The organism is Pseudomonas sp. D2002 (assembly GCF_013385735.1).
Lineage (GTDB): Bacteria > Pseudomonadota > Gammaproteobacteria > Pseudomonadales > Pseudomonadaceae > Aquipseudomonas.
The window spans coordinates 364,453-381,525 of the sequence record NZ_JACAPL010000003.1 but is presented as its reverse complement, the minus strand read 5'-3'; the positions used below and the strand labels follow the sequence as shown (position 1 = coordinate 381,525).

Below are 17,073 nucleotides of genomic sequence, written 5' to 3'. Positions count from 1 at the left end.
CAAAATATTCTCAAGTGAGTGCCTGGCGCAATTATTTGCTCGGTTCGATTCTGACAACGCCATCGGCTGAGGCCACGGTTTTCACCGGTAGCAGGGCAGGCAGGGCGTTGAGCAGGGCGTCCGGATCATTCACATCGAGGTTGCCCGAGACCTTCAATTGCGCCACGGACTTGCTGACTTGCAGCGGTGCCTGGGGCCGGTAGAGGCTCAGTTCATCGATCAGGCTGGCCAGGTCGCGGTTGCGAAAGGACAGATGCCCGCTGCGCCAATCCGCCACTTCTTCAGCCGTGAGGGTTTGGTGTTGCACGGTGCCCTTGGCGTAGCTGTAGGTGGCGCGCTGCTGGGCGCCGAGCAAGGTCACCGGGCTTTTGGCGTCCGGCTCGAAGGCCACCTGGCCATGGGCCACGCTGACCACCAGTTGCTGCTGGCTGCGGCGCACATCGAAACCGGTGCCGACCACGCGCACGTTGGCCTCGCCGGCTTGCACATACAGCGGGCGCTCCTTGTCGGCGGCCACTTCGATGTACAGCTGGCCCTTGTCCAGATGAAGGATGCGTTGATGGGCGCTGAATTCCACCCGCACGCGCGTATTGGCATTCACGTACAACGTGCTGCCATCGGGCAGGTTTAACGTACGCATGCCTTTGGCATGCGCGGCGATCTGGCTGTGGTAGAGCTCGCGAGGCGCACCGATGTGCGTGGCCAACAGCGCACAGACCAGCGCGGCAGCCACGGCCAGGGCAGGGCGCCAGGCTGAAGGTTTGCGCTTGGGCAGCGGCAGCGGTTTGTTCAATTGCTGCAGTTGGCCGAGGTCGGCCCACAGTTGTTCGAACTCGGCATAGGCGCGGGCATGTGCAGGCTCGGCCTGCCAGGCGGCAAAGGCCTTGCGGTCGGCTCGCCCCGCTTCGCTACGGTTGCGGGCAAACCAGCTGGCGGCTTGGGCATCAATGGAGTCGCTCGCTTCGATGTCCAGGGCGTCGATGTCGCTCAGGCGGTTCATTCTGGCTGCTCCGTGCCGGGTTCTTGTTGAAGGCGTCGCTTGCAATGCAGCAGGGCAAAAGCGATGTGCTTTTCCACCATGCTGGTCGAAATGCCCATGCGCTCGGCGATCTGCGCCTGGCTCAGGCCTTCGAAGCGGTGCAGCATAAGGGCTTCTCGCCTGCGGGGCGAGAGTTCGGCGAGGACTTCTTTCAACTGTTCCAGGCGTTGCAAGCGCTGCGCGGCGGCCATGGGCTCGTTTTGCTCGTCGGTGACCGGCTCGGCGTCCCTTTCGGCCGGGTCAAGGTGGACGGTCTGCCGTACCTTCTGTTTACGCCAGTGATCGCGCAACAGGTTGCGCGCCATCTGGAATAGAAAAGCCCGTGGCTGCTCGACCTTGGCCCGGTCGCGGTAATCCAGCCATTGGGCAAAGACATCCTGGGTCATGTCCGCCGCGTCGCTGGCGTTGTCCGTGCGTTTGCGCAGGAAATACAGAATATCTGCATAAAACCCGCGAAAGGCATCGGCCGACAACGGGTCGGGCTTGGGACGAGACATGGATATCCTTCTTGACGAAGCGCGGCGTAGAAAAGTCGCGAATGATATCGAGAATTATTGTCATTTGTCTCTATGTAAAGCGTGCACCCAATCAAATGTGGGAGCTGGCTTGCCTGCGATGGCGATGGTGACTGCACCACCGCTATCGCAGGCAAGCCAGCTCCCACAGGAGGCCACGCCTCTAGCGCAGCAATGTCCTTAGTTGCTCGATCCCGGCTTCACCTAGCGGGAACACCGGCAAGCGTGGATCACCCGCTTCCAACCCGGTCAAACGCAACCCAGCCTTGATCGTCGCCGGCAAACCACCCTTGAGGATGAATTCCAGCAGCGGCAATTGGCGATAGAACAGTTCCCGCGCCAGCGTCAGGTCATTGGCCAGCACCGCGTCATACAACGCCAGGTTGAGCTGCGGGATCAGGTTCGGCGCCGCCGTGCACCAACCTTTGGCGCCGGCCGCGAAGGCTTCCAGGGCCAGCGGGTTGCAGCCGTTGTAGAACGGCACGTCGCTGTGGCGATGCAACTGGTGCATGCGTTGAATATCCCCGGTGCTCTCCTTGACCATGGTCACGTTCGCCACCTGCTTGACGATGCGCAGAATCAAGTCCACCGACATGTCGGTGCCGCTGGTGGCCGGGTTGTTATAGAGCATGATCGGCACGCCGACGCTGTCGCCAATCGCCGCATAATGGGCGAGGATTTCCGCCTCGCTGAGTTTCCAATAGGACGCGGGCAGCACCATCACCACATCGGCGCCATTGGCCTCGGCGTAACGCGCACGGCGCACGGCCTTGGCGGTGGTCAGGTCGGACACGCTGACAATCGTCGGCACGCGCCTGGCGATTTTTGCCAGGCTGTAGGCGCTGACTTCGTCCCACTCGGCATCGCTCAAATACGCACCTTCGCCCGTGCTGCCCAAGGGCGCGATGGCGTGCACGCCGCTGTCGATCAAACGGTCGATGGAGCGGCCGAGGGCGTCGAGGTCAATGCGCTGGCCGTCGGCGCTGAACGGGGTGATGGTGTAGCCGATGATGCCGTGAATAGTTGGGTTGGACATAAAGGAGTCTCCGCTCGGAATAGGGCAATCAGTTCAGGCAATCGGCGTGTTGGCGCAGGTTCTGCCGGGCGTAGTAGTTGAACGCGGCGCCGTGGCGCTTGGGCTTGGAGATCCAGTCATGCGCCTCGCGCCCCAGTTCCGGCAGGATCGGCTTGATCGTCCCGGCCGCCATCGCCAGCAACTGCAACTTGGCCGCGCGCTCGATCAACTGCGCGATCACGCAGGCTTCTTCGATGCTCGCCCCGGTTGACAGCTGACCGTGGTGCGAGAGCAGGATCGCGCGTTTGTCGCCCAGCGCCGTGGTGATGATTTCACCTTCTTCGTTGCCCACCGGAACCCCCGGCCAGGCCTCCAGAAATGCACAGTCTTCATACAGCGGGCAGAGGTCCATGTGCGACACCTGCAGCGGCACTTCGAGCATCGACAGCGCGGCGATATGCGTGGGATGCGTATGGATGATGCAGTTCACATCCGGCCGCCCACGGTACACCCAGGTGTGAAACCGGTTGGCCGGGTTGGGAATGCCGTGGCCTTCCAGCACTTCAAGATCCTCGTTGACCAGCAGCAGGTTGCTGGCGGTGATCTCATCAAAACCCAGGCCCAGTTGCTGAGTGTAATAGGTGCCGGGCGTAGGCCCACGTGCGGTGATTTGCCCGGCCAGTCCGGAGTCGTGGCCGTGTTCGAACAGGATGCGACACGTGAGCGCCAGCTTTTGCCGGTCGGTCCACGTATTATCCGCCAGGGTGTTTTGCATCTGCATCAGTGCTTGCTTGACCAGTTGGTCTTTGGGGAGTGCTAATGTCTTGGCCATATCGGTGTCCTTTGGGTGGTGCATGGACGTCGGGTTTGCTGCTCTCCCGCTGCTCGCAAGGTCGTTGGGTGAACGCAAATGACACTAAAGATGCTATATGACACCTTGTGTCATTGGCAAGTGAAGCGCTGGCTTTTCTGCATGGATTAATCGCAGCACATGTCTATCCGTTTGAAATTACTGAGAAAAAAACTTGGCGTGACCCTGGAGTCCCTGGCTGAAAAATCCGGGATGACCAAGAGTTATCTGTCCAAGGTCGAACGCGGGCTCAACACGCCGTCAATTGCCGCCGCGTTGAAACTGGCCAAGGCGTTGAACGTGAAGGTTGAAGAACTGTTCAGCGAAGACAACGTCAGCCTCGACAGCTACAGCCTGGTGCGCAGCCACGAGCGGCCCGACACCGCGCCGGGTTATGCGGTGCTGGCCCATCAGGTCAGTGAGCGCAGCCTGCTGCCGTTCATCATCTACCCGCCGGCGGAGTTCACCGACAAGACGTTCAAGGAGCACGTGGGGGAGGAGTTTCTGTTCGTGCATGAAGGCCAGGTGGAGGTGGATTTCATGAGCGAACGGGTAATCCTGAATCGGGGTGATGCGCTGCACTTCAATGCGCAAAAACCCCACCGAATTCGCTCGGTGGGCGAGGTGCAGGCGCAGTTGTTGGTGGTGGTGCACAGCGCCGAAGAATGACCGTGTTTCCAAGTTGGAATACAGTCAGTGTGGGAGCGGGCTTGCTCGCGAATGCGGTGTGTCAGCTCCACATAAGTTGACTGACACACCCCATTCGCGAGCAAGCCAGCTCCCACATTTTGATCTTCTTTGTTCGGGGGATCAGCGTTCGACGGGAACGGATAACGCCGAATTACCCAACGGATGCGTACGCGCCGCAAAGAACTTCAACGTCACACCGCTGCCCTCGAACAGCTCCGAATACCGGCGCTTCTGCTGGCGAATAAACCCATCGCTGCGCCCCGACACCGAGATCGCCAGCGTCGTCAGTTTGGCCTGGCGCAACGCATCCACCAGGTGCTTATCCTGCGGCCCAAGGTCATGGCCGAAGATGCACAGCGACCCTTCATGGCTGAGCAACTGCTCATAACAGAACGACAAATAGTCCGAGCTGCGAATGGTCTTGAGCTTCTCTTCCACCTTGCCTTCGCTGACAAACAGCGGCACGTCGTCCAGCGTCTTGATCGTGTTATTGATCGCAAAACTGCTGAGCAAGGTGCTGTCGGTGGACGGCAATTTACGCGCGGTGCCGTCGAGGTTACGCACCAAGTGCAGGCCGCCGTGCAGGTAAAGGATGCGCGTGGCGTCGGTGCGCGTGTTGCGCAGGTCGAAGCTGGCGTCGGCGCTGCCAAACAGGTCGTCGATGCCTGGCGTGTGCAGGATCGCCCAATAGTTGAGCAGGTCGTAATTGCTGGTGAAAACGGTGGGGTAGCGGGCCAGCTCGGCGTTGATCGTCGCCAGCGTCGAGGGTTGCACCAGCCGCCACGGAATGTGCACGGCGTGGATGGTGTTGATCAACGCTTCCTTGATCGCGTAGTAGCGGTTGCGCGGTGCCGCCGAGCTGACCGCCAGGGCCTTGTTGACCCGGCTGGTGGTTTTCAAGGCGCCCAACGCCTGCTCGAAGCTGCGGGTCTGCAGGGCGTCGAACACACTCAGCTCGGACGGGCTGAGGGGTTTTTCTTCGACGGTGCGCGCGTTTTCGAACAGTGAATCGTAGGCAAAGTCTTCCCAAATCGTGCGGCTTGCGCCGTTGCCGATCAGAATCCCACTGAAGTCGATGGCGCTGCGCAGCGCGCTCCAGTCTTCAAGGTGGGCGTCAATATCCTGGAAATCCTTCATTGCGGCGGGTCTACTCGATTTCGGCTGGGTGGTGACTTTATCACGAGCCGGCGTTGATCCTGATCAAGATGCCGCAGGCAAGTCAGGTTGATCCTGTAGGCATAACGCCTCTGAGGATTGACCATGAGCAGCACCTTTTTCATTCCCGCCGTCAACATCATGGGCACCGACTGCCTCGACGAAGCCATGATCGCCATCCGCAACTACGGCTTTCGCAAGGCGCTGATCGTCACCGACGTGGGCCTGGCCAAGGCGGGCGTGGCCAGCATGATCGCCGAGAAACTGGCGATGCAGGACATCGACTCGGTGATCTACGACGGCGCCAAGCCCAACCCCAATGTCGAAAACGTCGAGAACGGCCTGGCGCTGTTGCAGCGCAGCGCCTGCGATTTCGTGGTGTCTTTGGGCGGCGGCTCGCCCCATGACTGCGCCAAGGGCATCGCGTTGTGCGCCACCAATGGCGGGCATATCGGCGACTACGAAGGCGTCGATCAGTCGAGCAAACCGCAGCTGCCACTGGTGGCCATCAACACCACCGCCGGCACGGCCAGCGAGATGACGCGCTTCTGCATCATCACTGACGAAACCCGCCACGTGAAAATGGCCATCGTCGACCGCAACGTCACGCCGCTGCTGTCAGTCAACGACCCGGCGCTGATGGTCGGCATGCCCAAGGGCCTCACCGCCGCCACCGGCATGGACGCGCTGACTCACGCCATCGAAGCCTACGTGTCCACCGCCGCCAACCCGATTACCGACGCCTGCGCCATCAAGGCCATCGAGCTGATCAGCGCCAACCTGCGCCTGGCGGTACGCGACGGCACCGACAAGGCCGCGCGGGAAAACATGGCGTATGCGCAATTCCTCGCCGGCATGGCCTTCAACAACGCGTCCCTGGGCTTTGTGCACGCCATGGCCCACCAACTCGGCGGCCTTTACGACCTGCCACACGGCGTGTGCAATGCGGTGTTGCTGCCCCATGTGCAAAGTTTCAACGCCAGTGTGTGCGCCAAGCGCTTGAGTGACGTGGCGCGCGCATTGGGCGCCGATATCAAGGGCATTACCCCGGAAGAGGGTGCCCAGGCCGCCATTGCCGCGATTCGCACCTTGGCCCACGACGTTGAAATCCCGGCCGGCTTGCGCGAATTGGGCGCCAAGTTGCAGGACATTCCGCTGCTGGCCACCAATGCGTTGAAGGATGCGTGCGGCCTGACCAACCCACGGCGGGCGGATCAGCGCCAGATCGAGGAGATCTTTCGCAACGCTTTCTAAAGGGCGCAGTCGCACGCTGCAAGCGGTAAGCTACAAGCTGAACGGTATTTAACTAAAGCATGAAGCTTGCGGCTTGCCGCTGAGGTCCCCCCATGAGAGTTCTGTTATTCGGCGCCACCGGCATGGTCGGTCAGGGCGTGCTGCGCGAGTGCCTGTTGGCCGCTGACGTGCAGGAAGTCGTGGCTGTCGGCCGTACGGCCTTGACCCAGGAACACGGCAAGCTGCACCAGGTGCTGCACAGCGACATGCTGGATTTCCAGCCGCTGGAAAACCTGCTGCAAGGTTTCGATGCGTGCTTCTTCTGCCTCGGTGTTTCGTCGGCGGGCATGAATGAAACCAAGTACACCCACCTCACCTATGACCTGACCTTGGTCGCGGCCAGCACGTTGGCGCGGCTCAACCCACAGATGACCTTTATCTACGTATCCGGCGCCGGCACCGACAGCTCCGAGGCGGGCAAGTCGATGTGGGCGCGGGTCAAGGGCAAGACCGAAAACGCTTTGCTGCGCCTGCCGTTCAAGGCGGTGTACCTGTTCCGGCCCGGGGTGATTCAGCCGTTGCATGGCGTGCGCTCGAAAACGCCGTTGTACCAATCCTTCTATTCCATACTCGGGCCGCTGCTCACGTTTGTGCGTCGGCTCAAACCCGGCTGGGTGGTGAGCACCGAAACCGTTGGCCAGGCGATGCTGGCAGCCGTGCGCCATGGCGCGCCGCAGGCGGTGGTGGAGCAGGCCGAGATCAATCGACTGGCCGCCGAGCGCAACTGATGTTGCACAAGAGCCTGGTGCGTCGCCTCGACCTGATCACGCTGCAGCTGTTCGTGGCAGTGTTCGAGGAAGGCACGCTGACCCGCGCCGCCGCCCGCGAAGCGATTGCGGTGTCGGCGGCGAGCAAGCGCCTGATGGAGCTGGAACAGGTGCTGGGCGTGAGCCTGTTCGTGCGCCGGGCCAAGGGCATGGACCTCACCGCTGCGGGTGAAACCCTGTTGCACCATGCGCGGCAGATGCTGTTCAACGTCGAGAAAATGGGCCTGGAGTTGGGCGAGCACAGCCATGGCGTGCGCGGTTATGTGCGCATGTTGGCTAACCTGTCGGCGATCATTCAATTCCTTCCGGAAGACCTGCGGGATTTTTCCGCGCTGCACCCCGAAGTCAAAACCGATCTGGAAGAGCGCCCCAGCAACGGCGTGGTGCAGGGCGTGCTGGATGGCGTGGCCGACCTGGGCATCTGCTCCAGCGACACCGACACCAAAGGCCTGCCCAGCGTGACCTACCGCCACGACAAGCTGGTGGTGCTGATGCCGGCGGATCACCCGTTGGCCACCCGCCACACCCTGGCCTTCGCCGAAACCCTCGACAGCGACTACGTCGGCCTGCATGCCGCCAGCTCGATCAACATGCGCACCCACGCCGCCGCGCGCGAGGCGGGCAAGATGCTGCGCCTGCGCATCCATGTGCCGGGGTTTGATGCGATGTGCCGCATGGTCCAGGCGAATATGGGCATCGGTATCCTGCCGCAAAAAGCCTATGAACTGTTCGGCCGCGCGCTGGGGTTGCACGCGGTGCCGCTGACAGATGCGTGGTCGGATCGCCGTTTGATTCTGGTGGTGCGCGATGAGGCGCAACTGTCGCCGGTGAGTCTTTTGTTGTTTGAATACCTGCGCAGGCCGTTAACTTAATTCAGACGTGGAGGGCCTCATCGCGGGCAAGCCCGGCTCCCACAGGTTATCGTGTTCACCTGTGGGAGCGGGCTTGCCCGCGATAGCGATCGAGTTGGTGTTCGCGTTTCGCGAACGCTCCTTGCCAACTGACGGTTGGATTTCTGCTCTTTCAGTCCTCTAGTCTTGGCCACACATTCCAAGAATAAGAGGCACACCCCATGACGGCTCCATTGAGCGGTATCAAGGTGATTGAGATCGGTACCCTGATTGCCGCGCCGTTCGCCGCCCGGATGATGGCCGAGTTTGGCGCCGAGGTGATCAAGATCGAAGCCATGGGCCAGGGCGATCCACTTCGCAAATGGCGAAAGCTGCACGAAGGCACCTCGCTGTGGTGGTACCTGCAATCGCGCAACAAAAAGTCGCTGGCCCTGGACCTCAAGTCACCGGAAGGCCTGGGCTTGATCAAGCAACTGCTGGGCGACGCCGACGTGCTGATCGAAAACCTGCGCCCTGGCGGCCTGGAAAAACTCGGCCTGGGCTGGGATGTGCTGCACGCGCTCAACCCCAAGCTGACCCTGGTGCGCATCTCCGGCTACGGCCAGACCGGCCCTTACCGTGATCGCCCAGGCTTCGGTGCCATCGGCGAGGCCATGGGCGGCATTCGCTACACCACCGGCAACCCGGATTCGCCACCGGCGCGGGTCGGCGTAAGCCTGGGCGATTCCCTGGCGTCACTGCACGGCGTGATCGGCGCACTGATGTCGCTGCTACGGGTCAAGACCGGGCAGGGCGACGGGCAGATAGTCGATGTGTCACTGGCCGAAAGCGTGTTCAACCTGATGGAAAGCCTGGTGCCCGAATACGACATGCTCGGCCATGTGCGTGAGCGCAGTGGTGGCGCCTTGCCCGGCATCGCGCCGTCCAACACTTACCTGACCGCCGACGGCGCCTACGTGGTCATTGCCGGTAATAGCGACCCGATCTACAAGCGTCTGATGATTACCATCGGCCGCGCCGACCTGGCCGAAGCGCCGGAGTTTGCCCACAACGATGGCCGCGCGGCGAAAAGTGGCTTGCTGGATGCGGCGATCACCCACTGGACCAGCAGCCTGCCCATCGAGCAGGTGCTCGCCGCCCTGGAAGCCGCCGAAGTGCCGGCCGGGCGCATCTACTCGGTGGCCGATATCGTCCGCGACCCGCACTACCAGGCGCGTGACATGCTGCTCAATGCCGAGCTGCCCGGTGGCGTGTCGGTGAAAATGCCCGGCATCGTGCCCAAGCTCTCCGAAACCCCTGGCGCGGTGAACTGGCAAGGCCCGACCCTGGGCCAACACACCGACGACATCCTCACTGGCCTTGGGTTGACCGAGGCTGATATCCAACGCCTGAAAACCTCGGGGGTGGTGCAATGATCACTGACTATTGCGACCCGCTGATCGTGCAGGAAGTGTCCCCGCGCGATGGCCTGCAAATCGAACCCACCTGGGTTGAAACTGCCGACAAGATCACGCTGATCAACGAACTGTCCCTGGCAGGTTTTTCGCGAATCGAGGCGGGTTCGTTCGTCTCGCCCAAGGCGATTCCGGCGTTGCGCGATGGCGAACAGGTGTTCCAGGGCATCACGCGCAAGCCCGGTGTGATCTATGTGGCGTTGATCCCCAACCTCAAGGGCGCCCAGCGCGCCATCGAGTCCCGCGCCGATGAGCTGAACCTGGTGATGTCCGCCAGCCAGACCCACAACCTGGCGAATCTGCGCATGCGTTGCGAGGCGTCATTGGCGGCGTTTGAAGACATCGTCAGCTTCGCCAGCGACTACCCGGTGCGCCTTAACGGCAGCATCGCCACCACGTTTGGCTGCCCGTTCGAAGGCAAGATTGATGAAGACCGAGTGCTGCAAATCGTTGATGCCTACCGCCAGTTGGGCATTCAGGGCATCACCCTGGCCGACACCACCGGCATGGCCAACCCGCGCCAGGTTGAGCGTTTGGTCACGCGGGTATTGCAGCATGTGCCTGCCAGCGATCTGACCCTGCATTTTCACAACACCCGCGGCCTGGGCTTGTGCAATGTGCTGGCGGCCTACGAGGCCGGCGCCCGGCGTTTTGATGCGGCCTTAGGCGGCCTCGGCGGTTGCCCGTTTGCGCCGGGAGCCTCGGGCAATATCTGCACTGAAGATCTGGTCAACCTGTGCGACGAGGTCGGGATTCACACCGGCATCGATCTGCCGCACCTGTTGCACATGTCTCGCCGACTACCGGCGCTGCTTGGCCATGAGCTGCCCGGCCAGGTCGCCAAGGCCGGGCGCAATAGCGACCTGCATCCGCCACCCGGCTACATCGCCACGCTGTAACGCCGCACCAGACAACAAAAACAATCGGGCGCCGTTGAGCAGCCCGCTGGAGAGAAAGCATGAGCACTAATACGTTGGAGGCGGGCCTGCGCCCGGCCGCTGAGATCGATGCCGAAAAAGCCCTGGTCAGCAAGGTCGCCTGGCGCCTGATGCCGCTGATCATGGTGTGCTACCTGTTTGCGTTTTTTGACCGCATCAACATCAGCTTCGCCAAGTTCCAGCTGCAAACCGATTTGAGCCTGAGCGACACCGCTTACGGCCTGGGCGCCGGTTTGTTCGTGGTGGGTTATGTGATTTTCGAAGTGCCGAGCAACATGATGCTGTACAAGGTCGGCGCGCGCCGCTGGATCGCGCGGATCATGATGTCGTGGGGCCTGGCCACGGCGGCGATGGTGTTTGTCACCGCCGAGTGGCAGTTCTACGGCCTGCGTTTCATCATTGGCGCGATGGAGGCGGGGTTTGCGCCGGGCGTGCTGTATTACCTGACGTTGTGGTTCCCGCAGCACTTCCGTGGGCGCATCACCTCGCTGCTGTTCCTGGCGTCCGCTTTCGCGGGGTTGGTCGGCGCGCCGTTCTCCGGCCTGGTGTTGGAGCATCTCGACGGCGTGCTGCAAATGCGCGGCTGGCATTGGTTGTTTTTGCTCGGCGGCTTGCCCTGTATCGGCCTGGGTTTTGTGGTGCTGACGTTGCTCAAGGACCGAATTGAAGACGCGCACTGGCTGACACCGGCGGAAAAGACCTTGCTGTCGAGCCGAATCGCCAAGCATGAGCCGAACTCACACGGTGGTTCGCTGCTGTCGGCGATCCGCATTCCTGGTTTCTTGATGCTCGGGTTTATCTATTTCCTGATCCAGGTCGCTTCTTACGGCCTCAACTTCTGGGCACCACAATTGATCCGCAGCGCCGGCACCCAAAGCCCGGTGATGATCGGCTTGCTCACTGCGATTCCCTATGTGTGCGGCGCGATCAGCATGGTGGTGATCGGGCGGCTGTCGGACGCCACCGGCGAACGGCGCAAGTTTGTCTGCGGCCTGGTGGTGTTGGGGGCGGTGGGCTTTTTCTGCGCCGGGATTTTTGCCGACCACACCACCTTCCTGATCATCGCCCTGGGCATGTTGGGCGCGGGCATCATCGCCTCGATCCCGACCTTCTGGACCTTGCCGCCCAAACTGCTGGCAGGCGCCGGTGCCGGTGCCGCCGGTGGCATCGCGGTGATCAACACATTGGGGCAGTTCGGCGGCATTGTCAGCCCGGTGATGGTGGGGCGCATCAAAGACCTCACTGGCAGCACCACGCCGGCGCTGTACGTGATCGGCGTGTGCGCGCTGTTGGCGGCGGCGCTGCTGCTGTGGGGCTTGCCGCAAAAATTGCGCACGCTGGACAAGGGCTGATCAGCCCGCCGTCGCCAATGCTCGGGCAGGCGTGCTGCTGAACTGAATCAACACCACGCCGCCCATCAACAACAACGCCCCCAGCACGCGGGGCGTTGTCAGTTGGCGCTCCACCAGGCCGAACAGCCCGAAGTGATCGAGCAGCAGCGAAGCGAGAATCTGCCCGGCCATGGCCAAGGCAATAAACCCCGACGCGCCGAGCTTGGGCAACAGCATCAACGCCAGGGAAATAAAGCACACGCCAAAAGCACCACCGGCCCACATCCACAGCGGCGCTTTAGTGATAAACGCCAGGCTCGGCAGCGGTAGACGCAGTGCCAGAATCACCGGCAGCAGCACGATAATGCTCACCAGCAGTGAGGCCAGGGTGGCCCACAGCGGATGGCCGAGCCCGCGCCCGAGGTTGGCGTTGATCGCGCTTTGAAACGGCACCACAGCGCCGGCGAAAACTGCCAGCGCCAATAAACCCACCCAGTGCAGCGTCGTCATAGCAAATCTCCCAGAGGTTTTGCTGGACTCTAGGCTATTCGTCGCGCAAATTTAAATTCCAAGTTCTTATGCTGAGCATGCAGCTGATGAATGATCTGCGTCGCATCGACCTCAACCTGCTGGTGACTCTGGATGCCTTGCTCAGCGAGCAGCATGTCACCCGTGCGGCTGAGCGTCTGCACTTGAGCCAGCCGGCCGTCAGCCATGCGTTGGCGCGCTTGCGGGACTTACTGAATGACCCGTTGCTGGTGCGCCAGGGCGGCGCGTTGGTGCCTACTGCGCGCGCGTTGGAATTGGCGGCGCCACTGACGGAAGCTCTGGCCCAGGTGCAGGCGCTGCTGGCGCCGAACCGGTTTGATCCAGCGTCGACCAAACGCAGGTTTCGCGTGGCGATGTCGGACTACAGCGCGGCGATTTTCCTACCGGAGTTGGTTCGCATTCTGCGCCACGAAGCCCCGGGCATCGACCTGCAAATCATCCAGGCCAGCCGCGAAGGCATGGTGGACGGCGTACTCAATGGCGACCTCGACCTGGCCGCTGGCGTGTTCCCGGACATGCCCGCCGAACTGCGCACCACGCCCTTGTTCGAGGAGCATTACACCTGCCTGGTCGACCGCCACAGCCTGCCGGCCAGTGGCGTGCTCGACCTGCCCACCTACCTGTCGCGACCGCATGTGCTGCTGGAAATGCGTGGCAGCGGCACGCCGGAGATCGAGCGGGCGTTGACGGCTATTCGAGAGCGCCGCCATGTGGCGATCAGCCTGCCGCATTGGGGCGTGGCGCCGCAGTTGATCCAGGGCACCGACCTGATTCTGACGGTGTCATCGCGGGGCTTGCTCAACATCGATCAGCAGCACCTGTTGGCCGTGCCGCCGCCGTTTCATATTCCATCGTTTGCCGTAGAGCTGGCGTGGCATGCGCGGCGGGGCGGGGATTCAGGGTTGCAGTGGTTGATGGGGCAGGTGCAGGCTGTAGTGTCCGGCGATCATTGATAACAGGGAAAACACAAAATGCTCTCAGGCTTCAACCACCTGACCCTTGCCGTCACCGATTTGAACCGCAGCGTCAGCTTCTATCATGACCTGCTGCAACTTCAGCTCGACGCCACGTGGGACAACGGCGCCTACCTCTCGTTGCCCGGTTTGTGGCTGTGTTTGTCGCTCGACCCTTTGCGCCCGACGGCACCGGCGGCGGAATACACCCATTACGCGTTCACGGCGGATGCCAGCAGTTTCACCGCTATGGTGGAGCGTCTGCGAGCCGCCAAGGTGCAAGAGTGGCGCGACAACCGCAGTGAAGGCGCCTCGTTCTATTTTCTCGACCCCGATGGGCACAAGCTCGAAGCCCATGTGGGCGACATGGCATCGCGTCTGCAAGCCTGTCGTGCCAAGCCTTATGCAGGCATGAAGTTTTACCCTTAACGCCAGAACGTGCAGAATCCCTGCACCTCTCAACCGTCCGTCAGAGTCGTGCCCATGACCCCATCCTTGCTGTTCGCCGTCCTCGCTTCAGGTTTTATCTACGGGATTACGCCGGGTCCTGGCGTGCTGGCCGTGTTCGGCATCGGTGCTGCGCGCGGCCGTCGCGCCGGGGCAGGTTTTTTGTGCGGGCATCTGCTCGGTGACGTGGTGTGGTGCAGTACCGCGCTGATCGCCATTGTGGGCGCGCGTGAAGTGGGCAGCAGTGCGTTTGATGTACTCGGCGTACTCAGCGGTTTGTACCTGTTCTGGCTCGGCTGGCGCGCCATTCGCACCCAGCGTCGCAGCAGCGATGCGCCACAGGGCGCGGCGCGGCATCCGTTCTGGCACGGCATCTTGTTCGGCCTGACCAACCCAAAGGCTTACCCCGTAGCGGTAGCGACATTTACGGCGCTTTTGTCCAGCCGTGCCGAGCTGCTGACGTGGGCGATGCTGCCGTCGCTGATCTTCCTGAGCTTTATTGGCGGCCTGCTGGCCTACGCGATTCTGATCGGCGTGGTGGGCGCCCAGCGTGTGCGCACGCTGTATCAGCGCCATGAAATCCTGATCACCAAGCTCTGCGGCGTGATGTTTATCGGCTTCGCCATTAATGCCCTGGCACACGCGTTGCCGGGCCTTTTTGGCAGCAAACCGGCCTGATGTGGTCACGACCGTTCGTCGCACTGGGAAGTTTTTTCTAAACCTTTGCCGCCCTGAAAATTCGAATTCAGGGCGGGGTGTATGTCCCCGCACCTATTTTTGCCCTGGAGGAACCCATCATGAGCCGCATGGCTATCCGGTTACGCACCGCCAGTTTTGCGATGCTGCTGGGCCTCGGCGCCAGCAATGCTTTCGCCCAGTCGCCTGCTGAATTCATCGAGCAGGCTTCGGCCAAAGGCATGGCCGATATCGAAACCAGTCGCATGGCCCACGCCAAGACCTCGTCCCAGGAAATCAAGGATTACACCATTGAGGTGATCAACGAACGCACCCTGGCCAATCAGCACTTGGCAGCGATTGCCAAGAAGCTCGACCTGCCGGTGGCGCCGCGCGAAAAGATCGTCGACAAGGCTGAAACCCTGATGCCTGAACTCAAGGACGGCGACTCGTTTGACGCCGCCTATACCGCGCAGCAGGTCAAGGAAAACGAAGACGCTATCGCCCTGTTCAAGAAAGAAGGCGCGGCGTCGGATGTGCCAGAGATAAAAGCCTTGGTGGACGAGACACTGCCTAAGCTGGAAGAGCGTTTGCAAAAAGCCCGCGCCCTGGCGTCGAGCTACGGTAAAGGTCATCAAGGCGACGGTTGAAGCCGGCACTTGAAACAAGAACGGCGGTTGGATGATTTCCAACCGCCGTTTTTTTATGCCTGGTTCAGATCGGTTTTGTTCTGCACGGCATCGTCCACTGTTTCCCCGCAACTGCTGTTGAGGCTGACGCTGCCGGTGGCGCCAATGCTGCGGTATTCGTTACGCAGTTTTTCCAGCTCTTTGCGGTCCAGGCCATCCAGGCTCAACACCGCGTTCTGCGCATCCTTGGAGACGCGCAGCAATTCGTCGATCTTGATGTGCAGGATGTCATTGTCGCGGTTTTGCGTGTTCTGGATCAGGAACACCATCAGGAAGGTAATGATGGTGGTCGAGGTGTTGATGATCAGCTGCCAGGTGTCGTTGTAGTGGAAGTACGGCCCGCTCAGGCTCCACAGGAAAATCAATGCAACGGCCGCATAGAACGTCCGAGCACTGCCTGCCCAGCGGGACAGAGATTGGGAGACTGCGGAGAATTTCATGACCGTTTTTTCCTTTTCAGGTGGGTGATGAAATTATGGACCGCAGGCGTGCATTGAAATTTCTTTTTACAATTGAGCGGATGAACAAAGTTGTACGTTTTTGTCGCGCACGCCTTAGAGCGCCAGTTCCGCTTGGCCCTTGCCTTCCAGTGCAAGCAAATACTGCTTGGCTTGCAGACCGCCGGCAAACCCGGTCAGCCCGCCTGACGCACCTATCACCCGGTGGCAGGGCGCGATGATCGAGATCGGATTGCGTCCGTTGGCAGCGCCCACCGCGCGTACGGCTTTGGGGTTGCCGATCTGCTGGGCGATCTGGCTGTAGCTGCGGGTTTCGCCAAAAGGGATAGTCAGCAGCGCCTGCCAGACCTGTTTTTGAAAGGCGGTGCCGGTGAAGTCCAGCTCCAGCTCGAATTGGTTGCGGGTGCCGGCGAAGTATTCACGCAACTGACGCTCGGCTTCCACTAGCACCGGGCTGTCGTTGGCTTCATGCAACTCACCCAAAGGCACGCGGTTGGCGCGTTCTTTTTCCCACAGGATGGCGTTGAGCTTGCCGTCGCGCGCCACCAGGGTGAGCTGGCCGACGGGGGAGGGCATGAACGTGTATTGATAGGGCATGATCGGGCTCCTTGGCGTGGGGTGGTATTGGAATTTAGAGCACCTTGTTCAATTGGAAACTACGTTTCTTGCGATTGAATTCGGTCAGATCATCGGTCCTGTTGCAATACTTTCAACGCAGCGGACGCCAGAAACCCCGAACGACTTTTTTCTTCCGGGTGGTTCAGCACATATTCATCAATGCGGTTCAACAGATAACCCGGCAAGGTAATGTTGAGCTTCTGCGCTTTGCCCAGGTATTTGGTGACATCAATGTCCACCACAGCCCAGGTGCAGCCGGCGTATTGGGGGTTCGCTGCGTGCAAGGTGACTTTTTGCGCCGTGGGAATCGGCGCGCCATCTTCCGCGAGGATCTCGAAATGCCCCTCGATGGCCTCCCGGGCCATGGCCATGGCCTCGTCCAGGTCATCGCCAGCTGAGTAGCAGCCGGGAATATCCGGGACTTCCACGCCCCAGGCGTGGTCCTCGTCACCGGTTGAAATTGCGATGGGGTAAAGCATGTTTATTGCCCTCCAGGGGACGGTCAGCTCAACAGGGCCTGTTTCAAAATGCTCTTGGCAGTCTTGTCCAACAGGTCCTTCTTTGGATGAGGAATCGTCACCAGGCCCGGTTTTGTCGGGTGCTTGAAGTGATGATGACTGCCTCGGGTGCGCACCAGATACCAGCCGTCCGCAACGATGTGACCTATCAAATATCGGCTATCCACAACACCTCCTTGTGGTGTGTGTTGGTGGTGACTATAACCACTGAATAAAAATTATCAACACTCTACCTACCGACGGTCGATGACCGGCGTTACGGTAAGCG

General features: G+C 61.1%; 21 protein-coding genes. 11 read left to right on the top strand and 10 right to left on the bottom strand.

All coding sequences use genetic code 11. The features are described 5' to 3' along the window. Nucleotides 1-31 precede the first annotated feature (31 nt). The 4 genes from HX783_RS05105 to HX783_RS05090 form a co-directional block, all read right to left on the bottom strand. Nucleotides 32-1,000, bottom strand: a complete 969-nt coding sequence (locus HX783_RS05105; protein ID WP_177016180.1) for a FecR domain-containing protein — start codon at nucleotides 998-1,000, stop codon at nucleotides 32-34. Then, entirely contained in the window at nucleotides 997-1,536 is a 540-nt protein-coding gene (locus HX783_RS05100) for an RNA polymerase sigma factor (RefSeq protein ID WP_177016179.1), read from the bottom strand. The genes HX783_RS05105 and HX783_RS05100 overlap by 4 nt, the downstream gene beginning before the upstream one ends. 181 nt (nucleotides 1,537-1,717) lie before the next feature. Continuing rightward, nucleotides 1,718-2,590 (bottom strand): dihydrodipicolinate synthase family protein, encoded by an 873-nt coding sequence (locus HX783_RS05095; RefSeq protein ID WP_159954775.1) that lies wholly within the window; start codon nucleotides 2,588-2,590, stop codon nucleotides 1,718-1,720. Between the two features lie 28 nt (nucleotides 2,591-2,618). Further along, entirely contained in the window at nucleotides 2,619-3,401 is a 783-nt protein-coding gene (locus tag HX783_RS05090) for an aldolase (RefSeq protein WP_177016178.1), read from the bottom strand. Between the two features lie 159 nt (nucleotides 3,402-3,560). On the opposite strand from HX783_RS05090, the gene HX783_RS05085 reads away from it, so the two are divergent. Then, complete coding sequence (locus HX783_RS05085) at nucleotides 3,561-4,088, top strand: helix-turn-helix domain-containing protein (protein WP_177016177.1); 528 nt, start codon at nucleotides 3,561-3,563, stop codon at nucleotides 4,086-4,088. A 141-nt stretch (nucleotides 4,089-4,229) separates the two neighbouring features. Here the strand turns inward: HX783_RS05085 and HX783_RS05080 are convergent, their stop codons facing one another. After that, on the bottom strand, nucleotides 4,230-5,246 hold the full coding sequence (locus HX783_RS05080) for a DUF4917 family protein (RefSeq protein WP_177016176.1): 1,017 nt from the start codon (nucleotides 5,244-5,246) through the stop codon (nucleotides 4,230-4,232). Nucleotides 5,247-5,369: 123 nt separating this feature from the next. Here HX783_RS05080 and yiaY point away from each other — a divergent pair, with 123 nt between their 5' ends. The 6 genes from yiaY to HX783_RS05050 all read left to right on the top strand — a co-directional run bounded on the left by yiaY (nucleotide 5,370) and on the right by HX783_RS05050 (nucleotide 11,919). Further along, complete coding sequence (gene yiaY / locus HX783_RS05075; protein ID WP_177016175.1) at nucleotides 5,370-6,518, top strand: L-threonine dehydrogenase; 1,149 nt, start codon at nucleotides 5,370-5,372, stop codon at nucleotides 6,516-6,518. A gap of 92 nt (nucleotides 6,519-6,610) precedes the next feature. Continuing rightward, nucleotides 6,611-7,285 carry an NAD(P)H-binding protein gene (locus HX783_RS05070; protein WP_177016174.1) on the top strand — a complete coding sequence of 225 codons (675 nt, stop codon included), beginning with the start codon at nucleotides 6,611-6,613 and terminating at the stop codon, nucleotides 7,283-7,285. Next, complete coding sequence (locus tag HX783_RS05065) at nucleotides 7,285-8,196, top strand: LysR substrate-binding domain-containing protein (protein WP_177016173.1); 912 nt, start codon at nucleotides 7,285-7,287, stop codon at nucleotides 8,194-8,196. Before HX783_RS05070 ends, HX783_RS05065 begins: the two co-directional genes overlap by 1 nt. A gap of 200 nt (nucleotides 8,197-8,396) precedes the next feature. After that, nucleotides 8,397-9,590, top strand: a complete 1,194-nt coding sequence (locus HX783_RS05060) for a CaiB/BaiF CoA-transferase family protein (protein WP_177016172.1) — start codon at nucleotides 8,397-8,399, stop codon at nucleotides 9,588-9,590. Further along, nucleotides 9,587-10,528, top strand: a complete 942-nt coding sequence (locus HX783_RS05055; protein ID WP_177016171.1) for a hydroxymethylglutaryl-CoA lyase — start codon at nucleotides 9,587-9,589, stop codon at nucleotides 10,526-10,528. Before HX783_RS05060 ends, HX783_RS05055 begins: the two co-directional genes overlap by 4 nt. A gap of 59 nt (nucleotides 10,529-10,587) precedes the next feature. Further along, entirely contained in the window at nucleotides 10,588-11,919 is a 1,332-nt protein-coding gene (locus HX783_RS05050) for an MFS transporter (protein WP_177016170.1), read from the top strand. Here the strand turns inward: HX783_RS05050 and HX783_RS05045 are convergent, their stop codons facing one another. Beyond that, nucleotides 11,920-12,408 carry a DMT family transporter gene (locus tag HX783_RS05045; RefSeq protein WP_177016169.1) on the bottom strand — a complete coding sequence of 163 codons (489 nt, stop codon included), beginning with the start codon at nucleotides 12,406-12,408 and terminating at the stop codon, nucleotides 11,920-11,922. A 68-nt stretch (nucleotides 12,409-12,476) separates the two neighbouring features. Between HX783_RS05045 and HX783_RS05040 the strand changes: the two genes are divergently transcribed. The 4 genes from HX783_RS05040 (at nucleotide 12,477) to HX783_RS05025 (ending at nucleotide 15,172) form a co-directional block, all read left to right on the top strand. After that, a complete protein-coding gene (locus HX783_RS05040; RefSeq protein WP_177016168.1) occupies nucleotides 12,477-13,400 on the top strand; it encodes a LysR family transcriptional regulator in 924 nt (307 codons plus the stop codon). Nucleotides 13,401-13,418: 18 nt separating this feature from the next. Then, on the top strand, nucleotides 13,419-13,829 hold the full coding sequence (fos, locus tag HX783_RS05035; RefSeq protein WP_177016167.1) for a fosfomycin resistance glutathione transferase: 411 nt from the start codon (nucleotides 13,419-13,421) through the stop codon (nucleotides 13,827-13,829). Between the two features lie 54 nt (nucleotides 13,830-13,883). Continuing rightward, complete coding sequence (locus tag HX783_RS05030) at nucleotides 13,884-14,525, top strand: LysE family translocator (RefSeq protein WP_177016166.1); 642 nt, start codon at nucleotides 13,884-13,886, stop codon at nucleotides 14,523-14,525. A gap of 119 nt (nucleotides 14,526-14,644) precedes the next feature. Beyond that, nucleotides 14,645-15,172 (top strand): DUF4142 domain-containing protein, encoded by a 528-nt coding sequence (locus HX783_RS05025; RefSeq protein ID WP_177016165.1) that lies wholly within the window; start codon nucleotides 14,645-14,647, stop codon nucleotides 15,170-15,172. 53 nt (nucleotides 15,173-15,225) lie between these two features. On the opposite strand, the gene HX783_RS05020 is transcribed toward HX783_RS05025, so the two are convergent. The 4 genes from HX783_RS05020 to HX783_RS05005 all read right to left on the bottom strand — a co-directional run bounded on the left by HX783_RS05020 (nucleotide 15,226) and on the right by HX783_RS05005 (nucleotide 16,972). Further along, nucleotides 15,226-15,651: a low affinity iron permease family protein gene (locus HX783_RS05020; protein WP_159954789.1), complete on the bottom strand. Its 426-nt coding sequence runs from the start codon at nucleotides 15,649-15,651 to the stop codon at nucleotides 15,226-15,228. A gap of 114 nt (nucleotides 15,652-15,765) precedes the next feature. Then, nucleotides 15,766-16,266 carry a methylated-DNA--[protein]-cysteine S-methyltransferase gene (locus HX783_RS05015; RefSeq protein ID WP_177016164.1) on the bottom strand — a complete coding sequence of 167 codons (501 nt, stop codon included), beginning with the start codon at nucleotides 16,264-16,266 and terminating at the stop codon, nucleotides 15,766-15,768. An 89-nt stretch (nucleotides 16,267-16,355) separates the two neighbouring features. Then, nucleotides 16,356-16,766: a type II toxin-antitoxin system HicB family antitoxin gene (locus HX783_RS05010; RefSeq protein ID WP_159954791.1), complete on the bottom strand. Its 411-nt coding sequence runs from the start codon at nucleotides 16,764-16,766 to the stop codon at nucleotides 16,356-16,358. Between the two features lie 23 nt (nucleotides 16,767-16,789). After that, nucleotides 16,790-16,972, bottom strand: coding sequence for a type II toxin-antitoxin system HicA family toxin (locus HX783_RS05005; RefSeq protein WP_017736377.1), 183 nt, complete (start codon nucleotides 16,970-16,972; stop codon nucleotides 16,790-16,792). Nucleotides 16,973-17,073: the final 101 nt, after the last annotated feature.

Bases quoted from the DNA above. Each gene is read 5' to 3' on its own strand.
- HX783_RS05015 (WP_177016164.1), bottom strand. From the start codon at position 16,266: ATGCCCTATCAATACACGTTCATGCCCTCCCCCGTCGGCCAGCTCACC.
- HX783_RS05105 (WP_177016180.1), bottom strand. From the start codon at position 1,000: ATGAACCGCCTGAGCGACATCGACGCCCTGGACATCGAAGCGAGCGAC.
- HX783_RS05100 (WP_177016179.1), bottom strand. From the start codon at position 1,536: ATGTCTCGTCCCAAGCCCGACCCGTTGTCGGCCGATGCCTTTCGCGGG.
- HX783_RS05050 (WP_177016170.1), top strand. From the start codon at position 10,588: ATGAGCACTAATACGTTGGAGGCGGGCCTGCGCCCGGCCGCTGAGATC.
- HX783_RS05040 (WP_177016168.1), top strand. From the start codon at position 12,477: ATGCTGAGCATGCAGCTGATGAATGATCTGCGTCGCATCGACCTCAAC.
- HX783_RS05010 (WP_159954791.1), bottom strand. From the start codon at position 16,766: ATGCTTTACCCCATCGCAATTTCAACCGGTGACGAGGACCACGCCTGG.
- HX783_RS05065 (WP_177016173.1), top strand. From the start codon at position 7,285: ATGTTGCACAAGAGCCTGGTGCGTCGCCTCGACCTGATCACGCTGCAG.
- HX783_RS05095 (WP_159954775.1), bottom strand. From the start codon at position 2,590: ATGTCCAACCCAACTATTCACGGCATCATCGGCTACACCATCACCCCG.
- HX783_RS05020 (WP_159954789.1), bottom strand. From the start codon at position 15,651: ATGAAATTCTCCGCAGTCTCCCAATCTCTGTCCCGCTGGGCAGGCAGT.
- HX783_RS05060 (WP_177016172.1), top strand. From the start codon at position 8,397: ATGACGGCTCCATTGAGCGGTATCAAGGTGATTGAGATCGGTACCCTG.
- HX783_RS05070 (WP_177016174.1), top strand. From the start codon at position 6,611: ATGAGAGTTCTGTTATTCGGCGCCACCGGCATGGTCGGTCAGGGCGTG.
- HX783_RS05090 (WP_177016178.1), bottom strand. From the start codon at position 3,401: ATGGCCAAGACATTAGCACTCCCCAAAGACCAACTGGTCAAGCAAGCA.
- yiaY (WP_177016175.1), top strand. From the start codon at position 5,370: ATGAGCAGCACCTTTTTCATTCCCGCCGTCAACATCATGGGCACCGAC.
- HX783_RS05055 (WP_177016171.1), top strand. From the start codon at position 9,587: ATGATCACTGACTATTGCGACCCGCTGATCGTGCAGGAAGTGTCCCCG.
- fos (WP_177016167.1), top strand. From the start codon at position 13,419: ATGCTCTCAGGCTTCAACCACCTGACCCTTGCCGTCACCGATTTGAAC.
- HX783_RS05080 (WP_177016176.1), bottom strand. From the start codon at position 5,246: ATGAAGGATTTCCAGGATATTGACGCCCACCTTGAAGACTGGAGCGCG.
- HX783_RS05025 (WP_177016165.1), top strand. From the start codon at position 14,645: ATGAGCCGCATGGCTATCCGGTTACGCACCGCCAGTTTTGCGATGCTG.
- HX783_RS05030 (WP_177016166.1), top strand. From the start codon at position 13,884: ATGACCCCATCCTTGCTGTTCGCCGTCCTCGCTTCAGGTTTTATCTAC.
- HX783_RS05045 (WP_177016169.1), bottom strand. From the start codon at position 12,408: ATGACGACGCTGCACTGGGTGGGTTTATTGGCGCTGGCAGTTTTCGCC.
- HX783_RS05085 (WP_177016177.1), top strand. From the start codon at position 3,561: ATGTCTATCCGTTTGAAATTACTGAGAAAAAAACTTGGCGTGACCCTG.